At 30.2% G+C, this 19503-nt stretch carries 18 protein-coding genes and 1 pseudogene; 5 read left to right on the top strand and 14 right to left on the bottom strand.

From position 1 onward, the window contains the following. Positions 1-2 precede the first annotated feature (2 nt). The 6 genes from FBF06_RS02965 to FBF06_RS02940 form a co-directional block, all read right to left on the bottom strand. Positions 3-314 (bottom strand): 4Fe-4S binding protein, encoded by a 312-nt coding sequence (locus tag FBF06_RS02965; protein WP_002854819.1) that lies wholly within the window; start codon positions 312-314, stop codon positions 3-5. 14 nt (positions 315-328) lie between these two features. Further along, positions 329-1198 carry a succinate--CoA ligase subunit alpha gene (gene sucD / locus FBF06_RS02960; RefSeq protein ID WP_002855278.1) on the bottom strand — a complete coding sequence of 290 codons (870 nt, stop codon included), beginning with the start codon at positions 1196-1198 and terminating at the stop codon, positions 329-331. Between the two features lie 9 nt (positions 1199-1207). Continuing rightward, complete coding sequence (sucC, locus tag FBF06_RS02955; RefSeq protein ID WP_002858590.1) at positions 1208-2371, bottom strand: ADP-forming succinate--CoA ligase subunit beta; 1164 nt, start codon at positions 2369-2371, stop codon at positions 1208-1210. Continuing rightward, positions 2372-3274, bottom strand: coding sequence for a malate dehydrogenase (locus FBF06_RS02950; protein WP_002859069.1), 903 nt, complete (start codon positions 3272-3274; stop codon positions 2372-2374). It lies immediately after the preceding gene. Continuing rightward, the gene (locus tag FBF06_RS02945; protein ID WP_002867678.1) at positions 3271-5475 is read right to left on the bottom strand and encodes an NADP-dependent isocitrate dehydrogenase; all 2205 of its coding nucleotides are present in this window, start codon (positions 5473-5475) and stop codon (positions 3271-3273) included. Before FBF06_RS02945 ends, FBF06_RS02950 begins: the two co-directional genes overlap by 4 nt. A gap of 116 nt (positions 5476-5591) precedes the next feature. Continuing rightward, on the bottom strand, positions 5592-8162 hold the full coding sequence (locus tag FBF06_RS02940; protein WP_002887685.1) for a DUF3971 domain-containing protein: 2571 nt from the start codon (positions 8160-8162) through the stop codon (positions 5592-5594). Between FBF06_RS02940 and mltG the strand changes: the two genes are divergently transcribed. From mltG to FBF06_RS02915, 5 genes are all read left to right on the top strand, one after another. Continuing rightward, entirely contained in the window at positions 8077-9078 is a 1002-nt protein-coding gene (gene mltG / locus FBF06_RS02935) for an endolytic transglycosylase MltG (protein ID WP_002859925.1), read from the top strand. The two genes, FBF06_RS02940 and mltG, sit on opposite strands and share 86 nt — an antisense overlap. Positions 9079-9157: 79 nt before the next feature. Next, a complete protein-coding gene (flgB, locus tag FBF06_RS02930; RefSeq protein WP_002859066.1) occupies positions 9158-9589 on the top strand; it encodes a flagellar basal body rod protein FlgB in 432 nt (143 codons plus the stop codon). A gap of 9 nt (positions 9590-9598) precedes the next feature. Then, positions 9599-10093 (top strand): flagellar basal body rod protein FlgC, encoded by a 495-nt coding sequence (flgC, locus tag FBF06_RS02925; protein WP_002867675.1) that lies wholly within the window; start codon positions 9599-9601, stop codon positions 10091-10093. 6 nt (positions 10094-10099) lie between these two features. Further along, on the top strand, positions 10100-10396 hold the full coding sequence (fliE, locus tag FBF06_RS02920; protein ID WP_002856884.1) for a flagellar hook-basal body complex protein FliE: 297 nt from the start codon (positions 10100-10102) through the stop codon (positions 10394-10396). A gap of 6 nt (positions 10397-10402) precedes the next feature. Further along, positions 10403-12193: a penicillin-binding protein 2 gene (locus FBF06_RS02915; protein WP_002867674.1), complete on the top strand. Its 1791-nt coding sequence runs from the start codon at positions 10403-10405 to the stop codon at positions 12191-12193. 14 nt (positions 12194-12207) lie between these two features. On the opposite strand, the gene FBF06_RS02910 is transcribed toward FBF06_RS02915, so the two are convergent. The 8 genes and pseudogenes from FBF06_RS02910 to purQ form a co-directional block, all read right to left on the bottom strand. Further along, the gene (locus tag FBF06_RS02910; protein WP_002867673.1) at positions 12208-13977 is read right to left on the bottom strand and encodes a Na/Pi cotransporter family protein; all 1770 of its coding nucleotides are present in this window, start codon (positions 13975-13977) and stop codon (positions 12208-12210) included. Between the two features lie 3 nt (positions 13978-13980). Continuing rightward, positions 13981-14415, bottom strand: coding sequence for a hypothetical protein (locus tag FBF06_RS02905; RefSeq protein ID WP_002859922.1), 435 nt, complete (start codon positions 14413-14415; stop codon positions 13981-13983). Further along, on the bottom strand, positions 14415-14732 hold the full coding sequence (locus FBF06_RS02900; RefSeq protein WP_002859921.1) for a rhodanese-like domain-containing protein: 318 nt from the start codon (positions 14730-14732) through the stop codon (positions 14415-14417). Before FBF06_RS02900 ends, FBF06_RS02905 begins: the two co-directional genes overlap by 1 nt. Then, positions 14729-16555 carry a molecular chaperone HtpG gene (htpG, locus tag FBF06_RS02895; RefSeq protein WP_168977531.1) on the bottom strand — a complete coding sequence of 609 codons (1827 nt, stop codon included), beginning with the start codon at positions 16553-16555 and terminating at the stop codon, positions 14729-14731. Before htpG ends, FBF06_RS02900 begins: the two co-directional genes overlap by 4 nt. Positions 16556-16627: 72 nt before the next feature. After that, entirely contained in the window at positions 16628-16996 is a 369-nt protein-coding gene (gene crcB, locus FBF06_RS02890) for a fluoride efflux transporter CrcB (RefSeq protein ID WP_044278065.1), read from the bottom strand. Further along, the gene (locus FBF06_RS02885; protein WP_002867672.1) at positions 16990-17682 is read right to left on the bottom strand and encodes a lysophospholipid acyltransferase family protein; all 693 of its coding nucleotides are present in this window, start codon (positions 17680-17682) and stop codon (positions 16990-16992) included. Before FBF06_RS02885 ends, crcB begins: the two co-directional genes overlap by 7 nt. Beyond that, entirely contained in the window at positions 17663-18859 is a 1197-nt protein-coding gene (locus FBF06_RS02880; RefSeq protein ID WP_002887697.1) for an SH3 domain-containing protein, read from the bottom strand. The genes FBF06_RS02885 and FBF06_RS02880 overlap by 20 nt, the downstream gene beginning before the upstream one ends. Next, positions 18831-19503: pseudogene (gene purQ / locus FBF06_RS02875) on the bottom strand (phosphoribosylformylglycinamidine synthase I). Before purQ ends, FBF06_RS02880 begins: the two are co-directional and overlap by 29 nt.

Genomic DNA, 19503 nt, shown 5'->3' with positions numbered 1-19503 from the left:
TCCTATGCTAATTTTTTGTATTTGTTATTTTTTACGGCTACAGCTCTATCTTTAGCCTCAGCAGTAAGTTTGGCAAATTTAAATTCATCTCTTTTTGCCACCATAATAGCAAAATCAGGGCAATGTGTCTCACACTCGGTACAGCCTATACAGGATTCAGGGTGTACCACCTCTATCATTTGTCCTAAAACCGCATGCACATCATCGCGCATAGCTAAAACCCCAGCGGGGCAATAGCTAACACAAATATTACATGCTTTACATCTATGCTCATCTACCCAAACAGGGGTATCTTTTGGAGCTGTCATACTCATGTTTTTTTCCTTTATTAACCTAATATTTTTTGAATTTCTTCACCAATCAAAGCCGGAGAATCCACCACATGAATTCCATAGCTTTTTAAAGCTTCTTTTTTAGCTGCAGCACTTTCATCAGCACTTCCTACTATGGCACCTGCATGCCCCATTCTTTTGCCTTTAGGAGCAGTTGCACCTGCAATGAATGCTACCACAGGTTTGCTAATATTTTCTTTAATAAATTTAGCCGCTTCCACTTCCAAACTACCACCAATTTCACCTATCATTACAATAGCTTTAGTTTCATCATCTTTTTGGAATTCACTTAAAAGTTCTTTATAAGCAAGACCTATGATAGGATCACCACCAATTCCTACTGCAGTAGAAATTCCATAACCACCTTGAACTACCTGATTAGCAGCTTCATAAGTTAAAGTTCCACTTTTTGAAATAAGCCCCACGCAACCTTTTTTAAAAATAAAACCTGGCATAATACCTAATTTACATTCTTCAGAAGTGATAATACCTGGACAATTTGGTCCAATGATTTTCATACCCTTTTTATTAGCATATTGCTTAGCAAACATCATATCCTTTACAGGCGTATGCTCGGTGATTACAACTGCAAGCTTAATACCCGCATCAGCTGCTTCAATCACGCTATCACCCACAGCAAAAGCAGGGACAAAGATCAAGCTCACATCAGCCTTTGTTGCTTTAACCGCATCTGCAACGGTATCAAAAACTGGTTTACCTAAATGAGTTTGTCCGCCTTTATGAGGGGTGACACCTCCAACTATATTTGTACCATAAGCCATGCATTGCTCAGCGTGAAAAGTTGCTTCTTTACCTGTAAAACCTTGAACTATTACTTTTGTATTTTTATTAACCAATATACTCATTTTCCATCCTTATCCTACTAAACTTTTTACAAGCTCTGCACCGTTTTTAAGATTGGTTGCTGCTTTGATATTTTTAAGATTTGAATTATCTAAAATTGTCTTTGCTTCTGCTGCGTTAGTGCCATCAAGACGCACTACAATTGGAATATTTACCTCAACATTCTTAGTAGCTTCTAAAATTCCATTTGCTATCCTATCACAACGAACAATACCACCAAAGATATTGATAAATATAACTTTTACATTTTTATCTCTTAAAATAATTTCAAAAGCCTTTGCAACAGTTTCTGGAGAAGCTCCCCCACCTACATCTAAGAAATTTGCAGGTTTTGCACCACTATAATTAATAATATCCATAGTTGCCATTGCTAGACCCGCACCATTTACCATACAAGCTACATCTCCATCTAATTTCACATAGCTTAAACCAAATTCAGCCGCTTCTCTTTCAGCAGGATTTTCTTCAGTAGTATCTCTAAGTTCAGCAATTTCAGGATGACGATAAAGCGCACTATCATCAAAACTGCATTTTGCATCAAGGGCATAAAAATCCCCTTCTGCAGTTTTAATTAAAGGATTAATTTCAAGCATATTCATATCTTTATCCATGTAAAGCTTATAAAGTTTAGCTATCATAGAAATGAGTTTTTTGCCTTCATCTTTATCAAGTCCCAAAACTCTCGCTACTTCAAGTCCATGAAACATTTTAAATCCAATTTGTGGATCAATACCTACTTTTGCAATTTTTTCAGGACTTTCTTTGGCTACTTTTTCTATATCCATCCCTCCTTCACTTGAAGCGATAATGGTAATTTGCTCTGCCATTCTATTAAACAAAATAGCCAAATAATACTCTTTTACTATATTAGCACCACTTTCTATATAAAGTTTTTGCACAAGTTTGCCTTCAGGTCCTGTTTGATGAGTTACTAAATTCATTCCTAAAATTTTACTTGCATAATCTTTTACCTCATCTAAATTCTTAGCGATTTTAACACCACCACCAAGACCACGGCCTCCTGCATGAATTTGAGCTTTAACTGCCCAAACACTACCGCCTAATTCTTTAGCATTAGCCACAGCTTCATCTACGCTAAATGCAACTTTTCCCTTTAAGGTAGGGATGCCATTGTCTACAAAAATTGCTTTTGCTTGATACTCATGTATGTTCATTTATTCTCCTTTATATTGATATTTGATTAAAGATTTTTCTAATTTGTCTTTTTCTTGCAAACTAAGATCCATTTTCATGATTTCAATCACACCTTCAAGTCCTAATCTTGCCATAACTCCCAAGGCTTTGTTTTGCACTTCAAATTCTCCATGTAAAATCACACTCATAGGTAAAAACTCGCCACTTCTTATAGACTCAAGCATTCTTATACAAGCACTAGCAGGGGCTAAATAAGCTGAAGTTTTAAGATGTTTGATTACTTTAGCTCCACCTGTTTTAACTTCATTTTCTAAATCCTCAAATTCTTCTTCATTTAAAAATTCGCTTATATTTTTATTTTTAACACTTGCGTAAGATTTTACCAAAACCATATCATCATTATGAAAACCAATAAGTCTTGTATCCACTCTTGACATTTTGACATTAAGTTTTTTGGCAAGTTCATACTTAAATCTTGCATTGTCTAAAACACCCGCCATGGCTATAATTTTCTTTGATGAAAAAATCCCGCTTTCATAAAGAGTATTAAGTAGAAAATCCACAGGATTAGTTAAAATAATAAAAAGCGGATCTTCTGTAAAATCTTTAATTTTTTTAGCACAATCAAGCATAATGCTTGTATTTAACTGAAGCAATTCTTCTCTACTTTGCCCATCTTTTCTAGCAAAACCTGCACTAAAAAGCACTATATCTGAATTTTTGGTATGAGTATAATCTTTAGTGCAAAGTAAATCTATATTTAAATTTAAAGCAGCTATGCTTTGAGTAAGCTCTAGTTCTTTTGCGTAAAGCAAATCCTCGTTAATATCTACTAAAACAATTTCATTTGCTATTTCTCTTAAAATCAAAGCATAAGCTACGCTTGAACCTACATTGCCAGCCCCTATAACAGTGATTTTCATCTTTGTCCTATTTTTTCTAAAATAGCGTTAAAAGTTGCACTTGGACGCATAATTTTATTTGCTTTTTCATCATCAAATTTATAATACCCACCCAAATCCACTTTCACACCTTGTGCATCGTTAAATTCGGCTCTGATTTTTTCTTCATTAGAAGAAAGCTCTAGGGCAATATCTTTAAAAAAGCTTTGAAGCTCCATATCACTTGCCTGTCTTGCTAAATGATTTGCAAAATACATTGCTAAATAAAAATGACTTGTTCTATTATCATCTTCTTTGACTTTTCTTGATGGAGCTTTATTATTTTCAAGCCATTCGCCTATAGCCTCATCAAGACATTCTGCTAAAACCTTAGCTTTATGATTGCCACACTTATTTGCATAAAATTCCAAACTTGCTTGCAAAGCCAAAAATTCACCCAAACTATCCCAACGCAGATGATTTTCTTCGACTAATTGTTCTACTTGTTTAGGTGCTGAACCCCCTGCTCCTGTTTCAAACATAGCTCCACCATTTAACATAGGCACAACAGAAAGCATTTTTGCACTTGTTCCAAGCTCTAAAATAGGAAAAAGATCGGTTAAATAATCCCTTAAAACATTACCCGTGATAGAAATAACATCTTTACCTTCTCGGATTAACTCTAAACTTCTTAAACAAGCTTCTTTTGGAGTTAAAATGGCTACATTTTTACCCTTTTCTTTTAAACGATTTTGTACCAAAGTTATCATGATTTTATTGCTAGCTCTTTTGCTATCTAACCAAAAAATAGCTTCGGCTCCACTAAGTTCTGATCTTTCTATACCTAAATCAATCCAATTTAACACTGCATCAAATTTAGCCTGATTAGCTCTATAAATATCACCTTTTCTAACCTTATGTTCTAATAAAACTTTACCGTTAGAAACTATTTTAAAAGTTCCTTCTTCTTTAGCCACAAAGGTTTTATCGTGCGATCCATATTCTTGAGCTTTTTTAGCCATTAAACCTACATTAGATACACTGCCAAGTTTTGAAGGATTTAAAGTACCATTTTTATGCAAATCTTCAATAACTGCCTCATAAATAGTTGCGTAAGTTTGATCAGGAATTACAGCATTTGTGTCCTTTTCCTTACCTTCCTTATCCCACAATCTTGCGCCATTTTTAAGCATTGCAGGCATAGAAGCATCAACGATAACATCGCTTGGAACATGAAGATTTGTAATGCCTTTATCTGAATTTACCATAGAAATATCTGCAGATTTAGCTAAAATTTCATTGTATTTTTTTAAAATTTCATCTTTTTTGCTTGAATTTTCGATCTTACTTAAAAGCTCACTTAAACCATTATTTGGATTAATGCCTAATTTTTCAAATTCATCTTGAAATTCGATAAATAATTCTTTAAAAAATACTTTTACCGCATAACCAAAAAGTATAGGATCACTTACTTTCATCATTGTAGCTTTTAAATGCAAAGAAAAAAGCACATCATCATCTTTGCTTGCTTTAATTTCTTTTGCATAAAATTCCTGAAGTTTTTGCACATCCATAAAAGTAGCGTCTAAAATTTCATTTTTTTCAAGTTTTAAGCCCTCTTTTAAAATTTCTTTTTTACCATCAACGCTTGTAAATTCTATATTAGCCACACAATCTTGATCGATTAAAACCGCTTTTTCATTAGAGAAAAAATCCCCTTCTTTCATGTAAGAAACACGAGTTTTTGAGTTTGGATTAAACTCAACCACACGATAAGGATTGTTTTTTGCATAATCTTTTACCGCTTTTGTTGAACGACGATCTGAATTTCCTTGTCTTAATACAGGATTAACCGCTGAACCTAAAACTTTTTGATATTTTGTTTTAATTTGCAATTCTTCATCATTTTTTGGCTCATCTGGGTAATTTGGTAACATGTAACCCTTATCTTGCAATTCTTTAATCGCCGCCTTAAGCTGAGGAATAGAAGCTGAAATATTTGGGGTTTTAATAAGATTTGCATCCGATCTTTTGACAAGCTCACCTAAAAGTTCTAAAGCATCTTCACATCTTTGTTCCTCTTTTAAATACTCACTAAAAGTAGCTAAAATCCTTCCAGACAAAGAAATATCCGAGGTTTTTACTCCTATATGTGCCCTACTTAAAAAAGCTTTCACTATAGGCAAAAACGAATAAGTCGCAAGAGCTGGAGACTCATCTGTTAAGGTATAAGTAATTTGCATTTTTAGTCCTTTAAAATACTTATTTTTATTTTCATTTTTAAGTATATTACAAATAAAAAAAAATGCAAGAGTAAGTTTAAAGTTTGTTTTAGTTTTCAAACAAACTTTAAATATTTTTAATTAAGTAAATTAGCAGGAAGTTGTATGATATTTTTAATAAGATTAAAAGGGGTTTTTAGAGTATCTGTTAAAATTTCGGTATGAAATTTAGGGTCATCTATACTTCCATCTATTTTTAAGTTTGTGCTAATTTCTTGATTTTTACCTAAAATTACATAATTTAAAATTGGAACCTTGGATATAGCTTCTGAAGCTGATTTTAAAGTTTTAAGCTCTAAACTAAAATCCACTGTATTTAATCTTAAATTTGCTGATCCTAAACCATATATATCTACACTATCGCCATTTAAATTAATAGCCAAAACACTTAAAAGATCTTTTTTTCTATTAAAAATAATCTTTCCATCATGTAAGCTTAAACCTTTTTGATTAAAAGTTGGAGATTTAAACATCAATAAACTTGGTACAGTATCGATAAAGGAAATAAGCTGATTTATACCTCTTAAATCCTTCACATAAGTATTTTTAAAATCGATCTGTCCATCAAAATACTCCAATCCACTTCCTTTTATACTTAAGTTAAACACTCCATCTTGAACAGCTTGTTTTTGTAAAAACTCATTTAAATAATTATCATCAATATTGCTAACGTTTAAATTTAAATCATTAGAAGAATAATAAAGATCAAATTTTGCATTTCCTCTAGAACCTTTAAGATCTAAAGCATTGCCTTTTAAATCAGCTTCTACTCTATCAAAAGCCAAAGTTTTATTAGAATCTGCCAAAATTAAAGCTACATTTGCTCCACCAAAACTAATATTTTGGGTATTAGTAGCAATATCAAATGTTGAATTTGAAGAGTTGGAATGTTTTCTATAAATATAACTTAAATTTTTTAAATGAATTTCTTTATTATCAGAACTTATTTTAGCACTTGCTGTATCACTTTGAGTATGAATTTCCATAATGCCCTTATTTTTTACAATATCAAAGCTATCATTTTCATAAGGAGTTTGACCGTTGATAAGTAAATTATTTTTAAAATAAGCATCATTAACACTTGCATTAAAATCTTCAAAATTTAAAGTTTTATAATAAACATTTTTAGCATCGATAAACCCAAGCTTTTTAAGTAATGGAGAAAATGAAAATAAAATCTTAGGATTATTAAGATTAGCCTCAAGTCCATCTTTAAAATTTAAAATCAAATTCCACTGAGGAATGCTAATGTTAACATTTTGCGAATAATCTAATTTTACTTCTACATTTTGATTTTTTAAATCTAAAAGCTCTCCATTGTCAAAATAAAGCCTTGAAATCTGAGTATTGAAATTTCCTTGCTGTTTTTGTAAGTCAAATTTAGCATTAAAATCAGCTTCTAAAAAGCCATTTTTAACACTGGCATTTTCTATATTTAAATCATTTTGATTTAATTTTACAAATGCTTTTGTAATATTAAAATCAGCCAAAGAAATACTAGCATTCTCTAAAGCTAAAATACCACTATAAGAAATTTCACCCTTATCATGAAAATCAATTTTAAGCTCCAAATCACTTTTAATTTTTCCGCTTTTTTGATAAAAAGGTAGTGAAAAATGATAATCCTCTAAAGCTTTAGCAAGTTTTTCGTCAAATTTTAGATTATCAGACTTAATGCGCAAATAAATCCCAACTTTTTTTTCATCAAACAAATCATATAGATAAACCTTACTAGAACTTAAATCAGCACCATTATAGAAAGCTTTATTAAAGACAAAATCGAGCTTTTGTTTGTTTAAATTTAAATCGAGTTTTGGAATTTCAATAGCATTCATTTTATCATCCAAGCGAACTTTGACATTATTAACATAACCTGATGCACTAATATTGTCTAAATAATAATTATCTTTAGTAAAATCTATAAAGCCCTGCAAATAATCTAAATGATAAAATTCTCCCTTAGCCCTATATGCTACCCAAAGATTTAAACTCTGCGGAAGTTCTATTCTTTTATTAACTCTTTTAAAAATTTCCGTAATATTTCTAATGTTTAAATCTTCTATTTTATAAGCTAAATTTTTATCTTTGTAAGAGATGCTTGCGTTAAAGTCAAGCAATTCTCCACTTGCTCTACCTTGAAAATAATAAAACTCGCTCTTAGTATTGATGCTTAAATTTCCATCAATACTTAAATCATAATCTTTTAATAAAAGTTTTTTAATATCAGCTATAAGTTCTTTATTTTGACGCTGTAATGTTAATTTTAAAAACAATAAATCATTATCTATAAAAAATTCATTATCTTTAAATAAAATACGCACATGATTATCTTTTATATTTAAATTTTGTATATCAATCTCTTTAACAAAAGTATATAGATATTTTAAATTTTTTGTTATTTTTAAAATCTCTGTTGAAGCATTATCAGAAGAGTGGGTTTGTGATGAAATTTCGGAATTTTGAGTCTCATTTATAGTGATATTTTTTGCTCGTACAATTAATTTTTTATCTAATTTAATATATAATTGTTCCAATTTTAAAAAATCAAATTGGATACTAGAGATGACAATTCCATTTTTAAGCACTATAAACAAAGCTAATATAAGCACAACAAAAAATACAACAATATATAAAATTTTCTTTTTCATACGCAACTTCTTTTTGATATTTATTTTGGGGATTTTTTATTATCTAACTCAGCCTTTAAAAAGCAATTCTGTGGTATTTATTCCCCAAGGTTCAATTTCTCAAATTATAACATATTTAAAGCAAAATAAATATCAGATGAGTAATATTGATAAATATATTTTATTTTTTTTAGGACACCCTCAATCAGGCTGGATCAACATAGGTACAAAAGATTTAAATAGAGCTGAATTTCTACATAAACTCACTATTGCTAAAGCAGCACTTCAAACCATTACTCTTATCCCAGGAGAAACAAGCGTAATCTTTCTAGAACAAGCAGCCAAACAACTTGGACTTGATAAAGATATACTTTTAAAAGAATTTCAAGCTCAAGCTCCTTATGATGAAGGAGTTTTTTTACCAGAAACTTATAAAATCCCGAAAGGCATTACAGAAAATCTACTCATTCAAATGCTTTTAAACCATGCTGAAATTTCCAATAAAAAAACTTCTGAGAAAATTTTTGGTGATTATAATCCAAAAAAATGGCACCAATATATCATCATCGCTTCTGTAATACAAAAAGAAGCTGCTAATGACAATGAAATGCCTATAGTTGCAAGCGTAATTTACAATCGACTTAAAAAAGGTATGAAGCTTCAAATGGATGGAACTTTAAATTATGGAATTTACTCCCATGTAAAAGTTACCCCACAAAGAATAAGACAAGATAATAGCTTTTATAATACCTATAAATTTACAGGATTGCCTAAAGAAGCGGTTTGTAATGTTTCTTTAGCTGCTATTCGTGCAGCTATTTTTCCTTTAAAGACAGATTATTTATATTTTGTGCGTGATAAAAATACTGGAGTTCATATTTTTAGCACAAATATAGATGATCACAATAAAGCCATAAATTTACAAAAAGGAAAATAATTTTGATATTTTTATACAAAATAGTTAAATTGGAACAGTATTTGCTTGTTAATATTAAAAATTATAAAAAGGATAAAAAATGATTAACCCATTTAAATCAAAAGAACTAGTCACTGGTGCTTTAGCGGGTAGAAATCTAAGAAATCAACTCATCAATGCCAATCTTGCAAATGTTGATACTCCTTTTTATAAAGCAAGAGATATTGAATTTGAAACAGCTTTGGTAAATCGTGCAAATGAAATTTTCAAAAAAAATGACAAAAAAGAATTAGAATTGGCAGTAACCGAAGAAGGGCATCAAAAACCTTGGAAATTTCCTGATCCTAGTAAATCTACTATTTACCTAAGAGATGGTCATTTGGCAAGAAATGATGCAAATACTGTTGATCTAGATGTAGAAACTACAGAAATGAGTAAAAATACAGTTATGATAACAGCTCTTGATGGAGTTTTAAGAAGACAAAGCAATATCTTTAGTTCTATACTTGATGCAAGCTCTAAATTAAGTTAAAGGTAAATTATGGCATACTTAAGTGATTTTGATATTAGTGGTTATGGTTTAAGTGCTCAACGTTTTAGAATGAATGTTATTAGCTCTAATATAGCTAATGCAAACACTACAAGAACAGCTGAAGGTGGGCCTTATAGAAGACGCGAAGTGATCTTTAAAGCAACAGATTTTGATAAGCTTTTAAATGAGCGAATTAACAAAGATAATAATTTTTTAAAATATGAAAATCCTTTAAATGATCCAAGTTCGCCAGAAGAAGCTAAACCTGCTATTCAAAGTGTTGTAGTGGATAAAGTGGTCAGAGATGACAAAGATTTTCGTATGAAGTATGATCCAAGCCATCCTGATGCAAATGCTGAAGGTTATGTAGCGTATCCAAATGTAAACCCTGTTATTGAAATGGCAGATTTGATTGAAGCTACAAGAGCTTATCAAGCCAATGTAAGTGCTTTTACAAGTGCAAAAACTATAGCTCAAAGTGCGATTGATTTATTAAGAGGATAATAAAAAATGAACAATATTAATGATTTAAGATTAAATAATAATATTTCAAATACCAACAAAAGTCAAAATTCCACAGGAATTGGTGATGAATTTGCCAAGATGCTTAAAAATGAAATCGATGATTTAAATAAAGCACAAGAAAGTGGAGAAGCTGCAATGACAGACATTGCCACAGGACAAGTAAAAGATTTACATCAAGCAGCTATAGCTATCACTAAAGCTGAAAGCAGCATGAAATTTATGCTAGAAGTAAGAAATAAAGCGATCAGTGCTTATAAAGAAATCACAAGAACTCAAATTTAAACCCTAATGCAAGAATATAAAAAAAATAGGGTTTCAAAAGTTGCCTTTGCCTACTGCATGGCACTTTTGTTTATGATTATTTTTATCAGCTCTACTTTTTTTCTTACATCAAAACGTCATATACCTAACACTGAAAAAGATCAATACGCTCTTGCTCTAAGAGGATCGATTATAACCAAAGATAATTTTACTATCACAAGTTCTAAACAAATTTATCGTGCTGAAATTGATCTTAGAAGCATTAACAAAGATAAATTTGATCTATTTTTAAAGCTTTTTCAAATTTATAGTGGGATAAGTAACGATCAAGTAGCAGATATTAAAAAAAGAATGCAAAATCAAAAAAAACGCTCTTATAATTTTGTTCTTTTACAAAACTTAGACTCCAAGCAAGCAAGCTACCTTAAAGATCTTGCTAAAAAACTTTATATACAAGGTTTTTTCAAAGCTTTTACAAATAACTCAGGAAGAGTTGAAACAAGAGGATTAAATATCATCGAACATGAAGAAGATAGAATTTACATGTCAAAAGATTCTTTTACTCCTATTATCGGTTATACTAAAATGATATTAGATCCAGAAAGTGGAATTTTAAAAAATATAGGAGTTAAAGGTTTAGAAAAATACTACGATGCATGTCTAAGCCCTGTTCAAAATGAAAAAATTCAAGGACTTAAAGATATAGGTGGAAATATTATTTTAAATCTAAATTCACTACAACAAAAAAAGATCAATGGTTGTGATTTATATTTAAATCTTTCTTTAAAACTGCAAAAAAGTATAGAGAAAGCTATAGATCAAAGAAATGAGGATTTAAAAGCCAATGAAATCATCGTTGGGGTAATGGAAAGTAAAACAGGAAGAATTTTAGCTCTAGCAAGCTCAAGGCGTTATGACCCACAAAATCGCGGAAAGGATCTATCAGTTCTTAATGCAAGCGCTATAGAATACGGCTATGAAGCAGGTTCTGTTATCAAACCTTTTATCTTTACAACAGCCTTAAGACTTGGTAAAATAAAAATGGATGAAGTGATTAATACTTATGGCGGTTCTTACAAGCTAGGACGTTTCACCATCAAAGACGATCACAAAATGGACAAAATGACTATGGAGGAAGTTATAAGATATTCTTCAAATATAGGCATGATACAAATTGCTAAAAGACTTAACAATATAGAAATCGTATCAGGGCTTAAAATATTTAAATTTGGCGAAAAAAGTGGTATTGATCTACCCTATGAACAAAAAGGAGAAATTCCAAATCCTAAGCGCTTAAGAGATATAGAAAAATCTGTTTTAAGTTATGGTTATGGACTTAAAACAACCTTTATACAACTCCTTGCAGCTTATAATGTTTTCAACAATGATGGGTTTTATATCACACCACGTTTAGCTGAAAAATTCTATCAAAATGGACGCTTTACAAATCTTGATGATGATGTAAAAAAAGAAAAAATTCTTTCTAGCGAAGCCGCTAAAACGATGCAAAATGTTCTTATAAATGTTATAGAAAAAGGAACAGGAAAAAAGGCAATTACACAAGGTATTATTGCAGGAGGTAAAACAGGAACGGCAAGAATAGCCGAAAGACAAGGTTACACCTCAAATCGCTACAATGCATCCTTTTTTGGTTTTGCAAATGATTTAAATCACGCCTATACCATAGGAGTTCTCGTAAGACATCCTACTAAACCTTATAGTTATTATGCTGCACAAAGTGCTTTGCCTATGTTTAAAGATGTTGTTGATATTTTAATCAATGAAGAATTTCTAACGCCTATACAAGACAATAACTAAACTAGCACAAACAACTAGTTTGATATATCTTTAGAAAATATCACCTCAACAGCACCTATAAGTTCTTCAGCAATCTTAGCAGCAAAAGTTGTATCATTAAGTATTGAAATTCCTTCAGCTGTTGTGATTTTTCTTACTGAAATAAGATGTTCAACATTGCTCAAGGTTAAAGTATCGATTTCTTTTAAAATTTCTTTTCCTTTTTGAAGATTTTTAATAATCAAATAAAGCTTTTCACGATCTTCAACAACTCTAAGCTCTTCGATACTTCTTAAAAGCTCTCCTAAATTCGATCTAATTTTATTGTACTCTAAAGCCAAAAATTCATTAGAAGAACTAGAATATTTCTTAATATTTGCTTGGATAATTTTTAAATTTTTAGTTGTTTCGGCTAAATTTTTAGCTGCCATCTTAAAGGTAAAAATTTTATGATTCTTTGTTTCATCGTTAATATAAACTTGTGCTTTAGTTGAAAAATCGATAATAGCTTCAAAAAGAACCTTTATCCTAGTTTGATACAAATAGTCCAAATCCACATTTTTACTAAACCACTTTTTATTTTCTAAAATTTCTTTAAAACTTTTATCACTTTGTATATCTTTACGACTAAAACCTATAGCATGAGCAACAATTGCATAGGTATTGTTATAAAGATGCTCGCTTTCTTTCCTTAAAGCTTCGATGGCTGTGTCACTAAACTTAACCAAACTACTATCAAGATATAAAGGCTTGTCTTTATTCTTATCTTTAGGAGCTTTTACTATCTTATTTAAAAAAAGAACAATTTGAGGAGTAAAGAATGAAAAAAGCACAACACCAATTAAGTTAAACAAAGTGTGAAATAATGCTACTTTCAAAGCTATATCTTCTATGTTTAATACAATGGATAAAAAATTAAGAAAATGTATAAAATAAGGAAAAATAAGCACTATTAAAAAAGCTATACCAAAATTAAAAATACAACTTGCAAACGCTAATTTCTTTCCTTCAATATTGGTACTTAAAGAAGCTAAAACAGCCGTTACAACTCCTCCAACACTAGTACCTAAAGTTGCTGCTAAGGAATTTTCCAAACTGATTTGTCCTGCAAGTAAAGCAGCGACAATAATAGCCATTGTAGCTGTGCTTGATTGTATAACTCCTGTAAGCAAAGCACCTAATCCTAAAAAAACAAAAACTCCTTTAAAACCAGCAAAATCAAAACGAGAAAGATCAATTATATGTTTAAAATTTTCAAAACCACTTTTAATATAATCCACACCCAAAAAGAAAAATCCTATACCAATAAAAATATTACCCAAACCTTTTAAAACACTATCTTTTTGAAAGAAAAATAATACTCCAATAATCAAAAGTGGGATAGCTAGCATTGAAATTTTAATATTTGTCAAACCAACAATCAGCCAAGAGCTTGCCGTATTTCCTAAATTTGCTCCAAAAATAATCCCTATGCCCGCACCCAAAGAAATAAGCCCTGCACTCAAAAAAGAAATCGTAATAATAGAAACTAAAGTTGAAGATTGCATAATTAAAGTACTTAAAGTACCAAAAAGTATACTTTTTATCTTTGTATCGGTTGACTTCGCTAAAATTTTTTCAAGCAAACCACCACTAAAAGCTTTAAAACCTATACCTAAATTAGTCATTCCAATAAGAAGTATTGCCACTCCTGCTAAAAGATTGGCAAGCTCGTCATAACGAATTAAAATAAAAATCAGAACTAAAGTAAAAATACTCCATGAAATAAATTTAAAATATTTTAAAGAATTTCTTTCCTCTTGCAATGCCTAACCTTTTAGTTTTTCAAATTCATTCATCAGAAATTCTCTTAAATTTTCGGCTTCTTCTTCGCCTTTTTCTAGATACTCAAGCAATAAATTTTCTAATTCCTTTAAAAAAGAAAAAAGTTCATTTTGCCAGATACTATCGTTTTTATTGCTTAAATTCATGGTTTGTATGAAAGTCAACTCTCTGCTTAAATCCCCAAGTTTTTCTAAAAATTCATCTTTTTGATCAGAATTTTTTAATGCTAAATTAGTATTTTGGACATTTTCTTTAAATTCTCTGATTTTTTCATCGATTAAATCGCAAAATTTCGGATAAATATCCATTTTAATAGGCTCTAAAAGGGTTTGCTCGTCTATATTTAAAGTAAGCTTTTTAACAGCAAAATAAAGAGCTAAAAAAGACAAAGCTGCTATGAGTAAATAAATTCCTAGCATTAATAACTCTTAAGGGCTAGCATTCCGCCATCTAAATTGATGCTTTCAAGTCCCAATTTTTCAGCTATAAATTCAGCTGCAACCATGCTTCTATGGCCACTACGACAAATAAAAGCAAGTTTTTTACTTTCATCTCTTTTGCTTTGAAATTCATCTAAAAATTTAGCATTTAAAAGCCCTTGATTATCATATAAAGCCACACATTGCGCATTAGGTAAAATACCTTCTTCCCATTCTAAAGGAGTACGCACATCAAAAATTTGATAAGCGTTTAAATCTTGCTTTGTCCAAAGACTTGCAGGGATATTTTCTATCATGAAAAAGCCTTATTGATAATTTTTGCAAGGCTTGCATTAAATTCAGCAGGATTATCCACTCCCATACCTTCGCTTAGTTTTGCCATATTTAAAACTAGGGTTGCTATATCTGCACTAAAACTTTCGTTGTTTTTAAGACCTGTAAAAATAGCGTGCTTTGGATTGATTTCTAAAATAGGTTTGAAATTTTGTTCTTGACCCATTTGTTTTAAGAGTTGTTGCATAGCAAAATCAGGTTTATTTTTATCGTAAACTACACAACTTGGGCTATCTTTCAAGCGACTGGTTAGTCTTACATCTTCAACTTGATCTTTTAGAAGTTCTTTAAATTTAGCTACAAGTGGAGCAAAAGTATTTTTTTCTTCATCGCTTAGTTCATTTTTATCTTCTACTTGATTAATGGCTACAAATTTCAAACCTTCAAATTCTAGCATAGGAGTTACTAAAGAATCAATCTCATCATCCATGAGTAAAACTTCTATATTTTTTTGCTTATATTCTTCAAGTAAAGGAGAGGTTCTTAATAAACTTTCATTATTTCCTGCTATATAAAAAATTTCCTTTTGCTCGCCTTGAAGGTCATTTTTATACTCTTCTAAAGAGCGTAAATTTTCACCTTTGGTGCTTTTATAAAGCATGAGTTTTAAAAGACTGTCTTTTTCTCCGCCAAAACCATAAAGTCCTTCTTTTAATACCTTACCAAAGGTTTTAAAGAAAGATAAGTATTTTTCTTTATCATTGTTTTTAAGTTTTTCAAGTTCACCTAAAATCTTTTTAACGCTAGCTTCTTTAACACCTTTTAAAATTTGATTTTCTTGTAAAATTTCACGGCTTACATTAAGTGGTAAATCTTCTACATCGATAATCCCACGCACAAAACGCAAATAAGTTGGTAAAAGTTCTTTATCATCATCGCTGATAAATACACGTTTTACATAAAGTTTTAAGCCGCTTTGATAATCCACACGGAACAAATCAAAAGGTGCATTTTGTGGTATGAAAAATAAGGAATTGTATTCTAATTTTCCTTCGCTTTTAGTGTGAAGATAAAGTAAAGGTTTGTTTGAATCATGAAAATTTTGCTCATAAAATCTTTCATAATCTTCTGCTTTAAGGCTTGATTTTTGCATTCTCCATAAAGCATTGGCTTTATTGATTTGAGAAATTTTAAGTTCAGTTTTTCCTTCTTCTTCGCCCTCTTTAGCAGGAGTAAATTCTTCTTTTTCCATGAAAATTGGAAATTGAATATGATTAGAATATTTTTCTATAATGCTTTCGATTTTATAAGTATTAGCAAACTCATCATCTTTTAAATATAAAGTAATGCTTGTTCCTTGTTCTTCTTTGCTTGCGTCATTAATCTCATAACCATTTGCATCGGAACTCCAAAGATAAGCTTTATCATCTAAAGCTTTTTTACTTAAAACTTCGATTTTGCTAGCCACCATAAAAGCAGAATAAAAACCTACTCCAAATTGTCCTATGAGTTGAGAATCTTTTTTAGCATCACCGCTCAAATTTTCTAAAAAGCTTTTAGTGCCACTTTTTGCTATGGTTCCAAGGTTGTTGATAAGATCATCTTTATCCATACCTATACCATTATCACTAATACTTAAAGTTTTTTTATCTTTATCAATTTTGATTTCAATTTTAGGTTCAAATTTTAAGCTTTTATATTTATCATCACTTACGCTTAAAAAATTAAGCTTATCTAAAGCATCGCTTGCATTTGAAATAAGTTCTCTTAAAAAAATTTCTTTATTAGAATATAAAGAATGTATCATAAGCTGTAAAAGCTGATTGACTTCGGTTTGAAATTGCATTTTAACTTCCTTTGTAATTTTTTAAAGTGGTATTTTAGCAAAAAATACAAATTCTAAAGTAAATTTAAAGATTTATTTGAAAATTATAAAACCAAGCCATGCGGCAAATAAGCAAAGAAAGACATTTAAGATAATATTTAACGCAAAATGAAGATAATTTCCACTTTGCAAAAGAAGTAAATTTTGATAAGAAAAAGTAGAAAAAGTTGTAAAAGCTCCTAAAAAACCTGTACTTATAAAGCTTTTAAGTAAAGGAGATAAACCTTTATTTTGTACATAAGAAAACAAAAGTCCTATGATAAAAGAACCCAAAACATTAACAAAAAGAGTTCCAAGGCTGATAGAATAAGGAAAAAATTTATTCACTAAATTAATAGAAAACATTCTTAAGATTGCTCCTATAAATCCCCCAAAACCAACAACTAAAAGGGTATTTAGCAAAGCTTAGCTCTTTCTTGATCGAGTAATTCTTGCATTTTTTTTCTAGTGTTTTCAAGCCATTTGTCATCATTTGTATCGACTAAATCCATACAAATGATTTTAAGCACTCCGCTGCTTGCACTAAAACTTTTTGTGTCTAAAATTTTTGCAGAATCCACAATTAAAATGGGTTGAACTTTAAGATTTAATTTTTCACTTAAAATTTTTGCTCCACTTTGAAATTTAAGCATTTTTTCATTTTTAGATCTAGTTCCTTCTGGAAAAATAGCCAAAACCCTATCTTCGCTAATTCTTTCTTTTGCTTCTTTTAAAACTCGTACCAAATCACGCGGATTTTTTCTATCTATACAAAGAAGTTTTGGTTTTTTCATAGCAACTTTGAAAATAGGAATTTCTCCTAATTCTTTTTTGGCAATCCAGCATAAATTTTTAGGATATAATTCTTCTAAAGCGATGATATCTAAAGCACTTTGATGATTCATTAAAATCATCTGAGCTTGCGGATTAAAAGTGCCAATAATTTCTTGTTTATAAGAGATAGTATATCTTTGAAATTTAGCCCAAATTTTGCGGATTTTCCAAAGTGTGTTTTGAGATTTTGTAAAGCAAAAACAAAAAATCACCAAAGCAACACTTAAAACAAAAAAAATCCAAAAATAAAGAGCTTTAATTTTTTTGTAAATCATCTTTATTAACCCAACCTATTTTTCCATCAGAAAACAATACTTTAATATAATTTTGTCTTTTGCCCAAAACTTCTACTTTTTCATCTGCATTTGCCGTATAAAAATAAGTTGAAGGCTCTGTAGGTAAAATTTTAGCCCTAGAACCAGCCTTGATAATTGCATTTTGAGTATTGGTATCTACAAGAAAACTAAGTGCAAAACAAACAACTGCCAAAGCCAGAATAATGTAATTTTTTCTCCATACAAATAAAGCTCCAAATAAAACCGCTAAAAACCATAAGGTATATTGTTTATAAATATTTAAGTCTTTATTTACAGGATTTAAATCACTCTGAGTGCTGATCTCATCGTCACTAATTTTTAGTTTTAAATTTATATTTTCAAGCTTTTTACTGTCCTTATTGAAATACGAAAATTCAAAATTTGTTTTACTTAATGGCAAAATAGCATAATAAAAAGCACTAGAAGCATTAAAATCCCCTTTTAAATTTTCAATACCTTGCTTTTGAATTCCTTCTATAAAAAAGCTTTTAAGATTTGTATTGGTTGCGTTTAGTTCTACCATCATAATGATATTAGCATCATCAAAATAACTCGCTTTAACTTTTTTAATTTCCAAAGAACTTGCCACAAGGTGTGAAAAATCTTTATTGGATAAAGTATTTTCAAATTTGATAGGATTAAGATTGATATCAGCCTCTTGAAAAGCTTCATTATTTCTAAGAAGTTTGATAGAAATTTTACTCAAACTAGCATTTGAATTTTTGGCTTCAAACCATAAAGTTGTTTTATATTCGTTATTGATAAATTCCCATTTTGCATCTGGATTTAAAAAAGATAAGTTAGTTTTTTCTACGCTTATGTTAAAATCAAATTTTGTATTTTCCGTAGTGCGAGCATAGATCGTAATAGGAAAAACTTCTCCAACATATACCCTACTTGGATATTCATTATTTGTAAGAACCAAACTCCCTTTAGCTACAAAAGGATCATCTACATTGCTTTCAAAGTCATTGTTTTCATCACTTGGCGGAATATTTTGATAAATTTTTTGTTCTTCTTGGGGTAATTTTTGTAATTCTTTTTGCATATTTTCATCTTGGCCGCTAAATACAGAAATTTCACCCCTGCCAAACAATACAACAACACTAAAAATTAAAGTTAATAAAATTTTCAAGATAAAAAGCCTTTAAGCATTTTTAAACCTACATCATTACCTAGAACTTTTTCACAAGCACGCTCAGGATGGGGCATAAGTCCAAAGATTTTTTTGTTTTCATCACAAATTCCTGCGATATCAAATACAGAACCATTTGGATTTGGCTCGTATTTTAGAATAATAAGATCTTTATCTTGCAATTCTTTTAAAGTAGTCTCATCAGCGTAATAATTTCCCTCTCCATGGGCAATTGGTAAACTAATAATTTCATCTTTTTTGAAATTTTTCAAAAAGGCATTATCATTAGAAACCACTCTTAAACTTTGGTTTTTTGAGATAAAGCTAAGATTGTTGTTATGCTTCATTGCACCTTTTAAAAGACCGCTTTCAAGTAAAATTTGAAAACCATTACAAATACCTAAGATATATCCTCCCTTTTTTGCATGATTAAAAACACCTTGCATAGCAGGAGCAAGTTTTGCAATAGCTGCACATCTTAGATAATCTCCATAAGAAAATCCGCCTGGCAAAACAACTAAATCTGTATCAAATTCTTTTTCTTCATGCCAAATAATCTGCGTTTTTACTCCAAGTTTTTCAAAGGCATAAGCTGTATCAAATTCACAATTTGTCCCTAGAAATCTAATAATAGCAACTTTCAT

It is taken from the genome of Campylobacter sp. CFSAN093227 (genome assembly GCF_012897855.1).
In the GTDB taxonomy this organism is placed as follows: domain Bacteria; phylum Campylobacterota; class Campylobacteria; order Campylobacterales; family Campylobacteraceae; genus Campylobacter_D; species Campylobacter_D jejuni.
The sequence above is the reverse complement of the archived record's forward strand: the minus strand, read 5'-3'. Positions and strand labels throughout refer to the sequence as shown.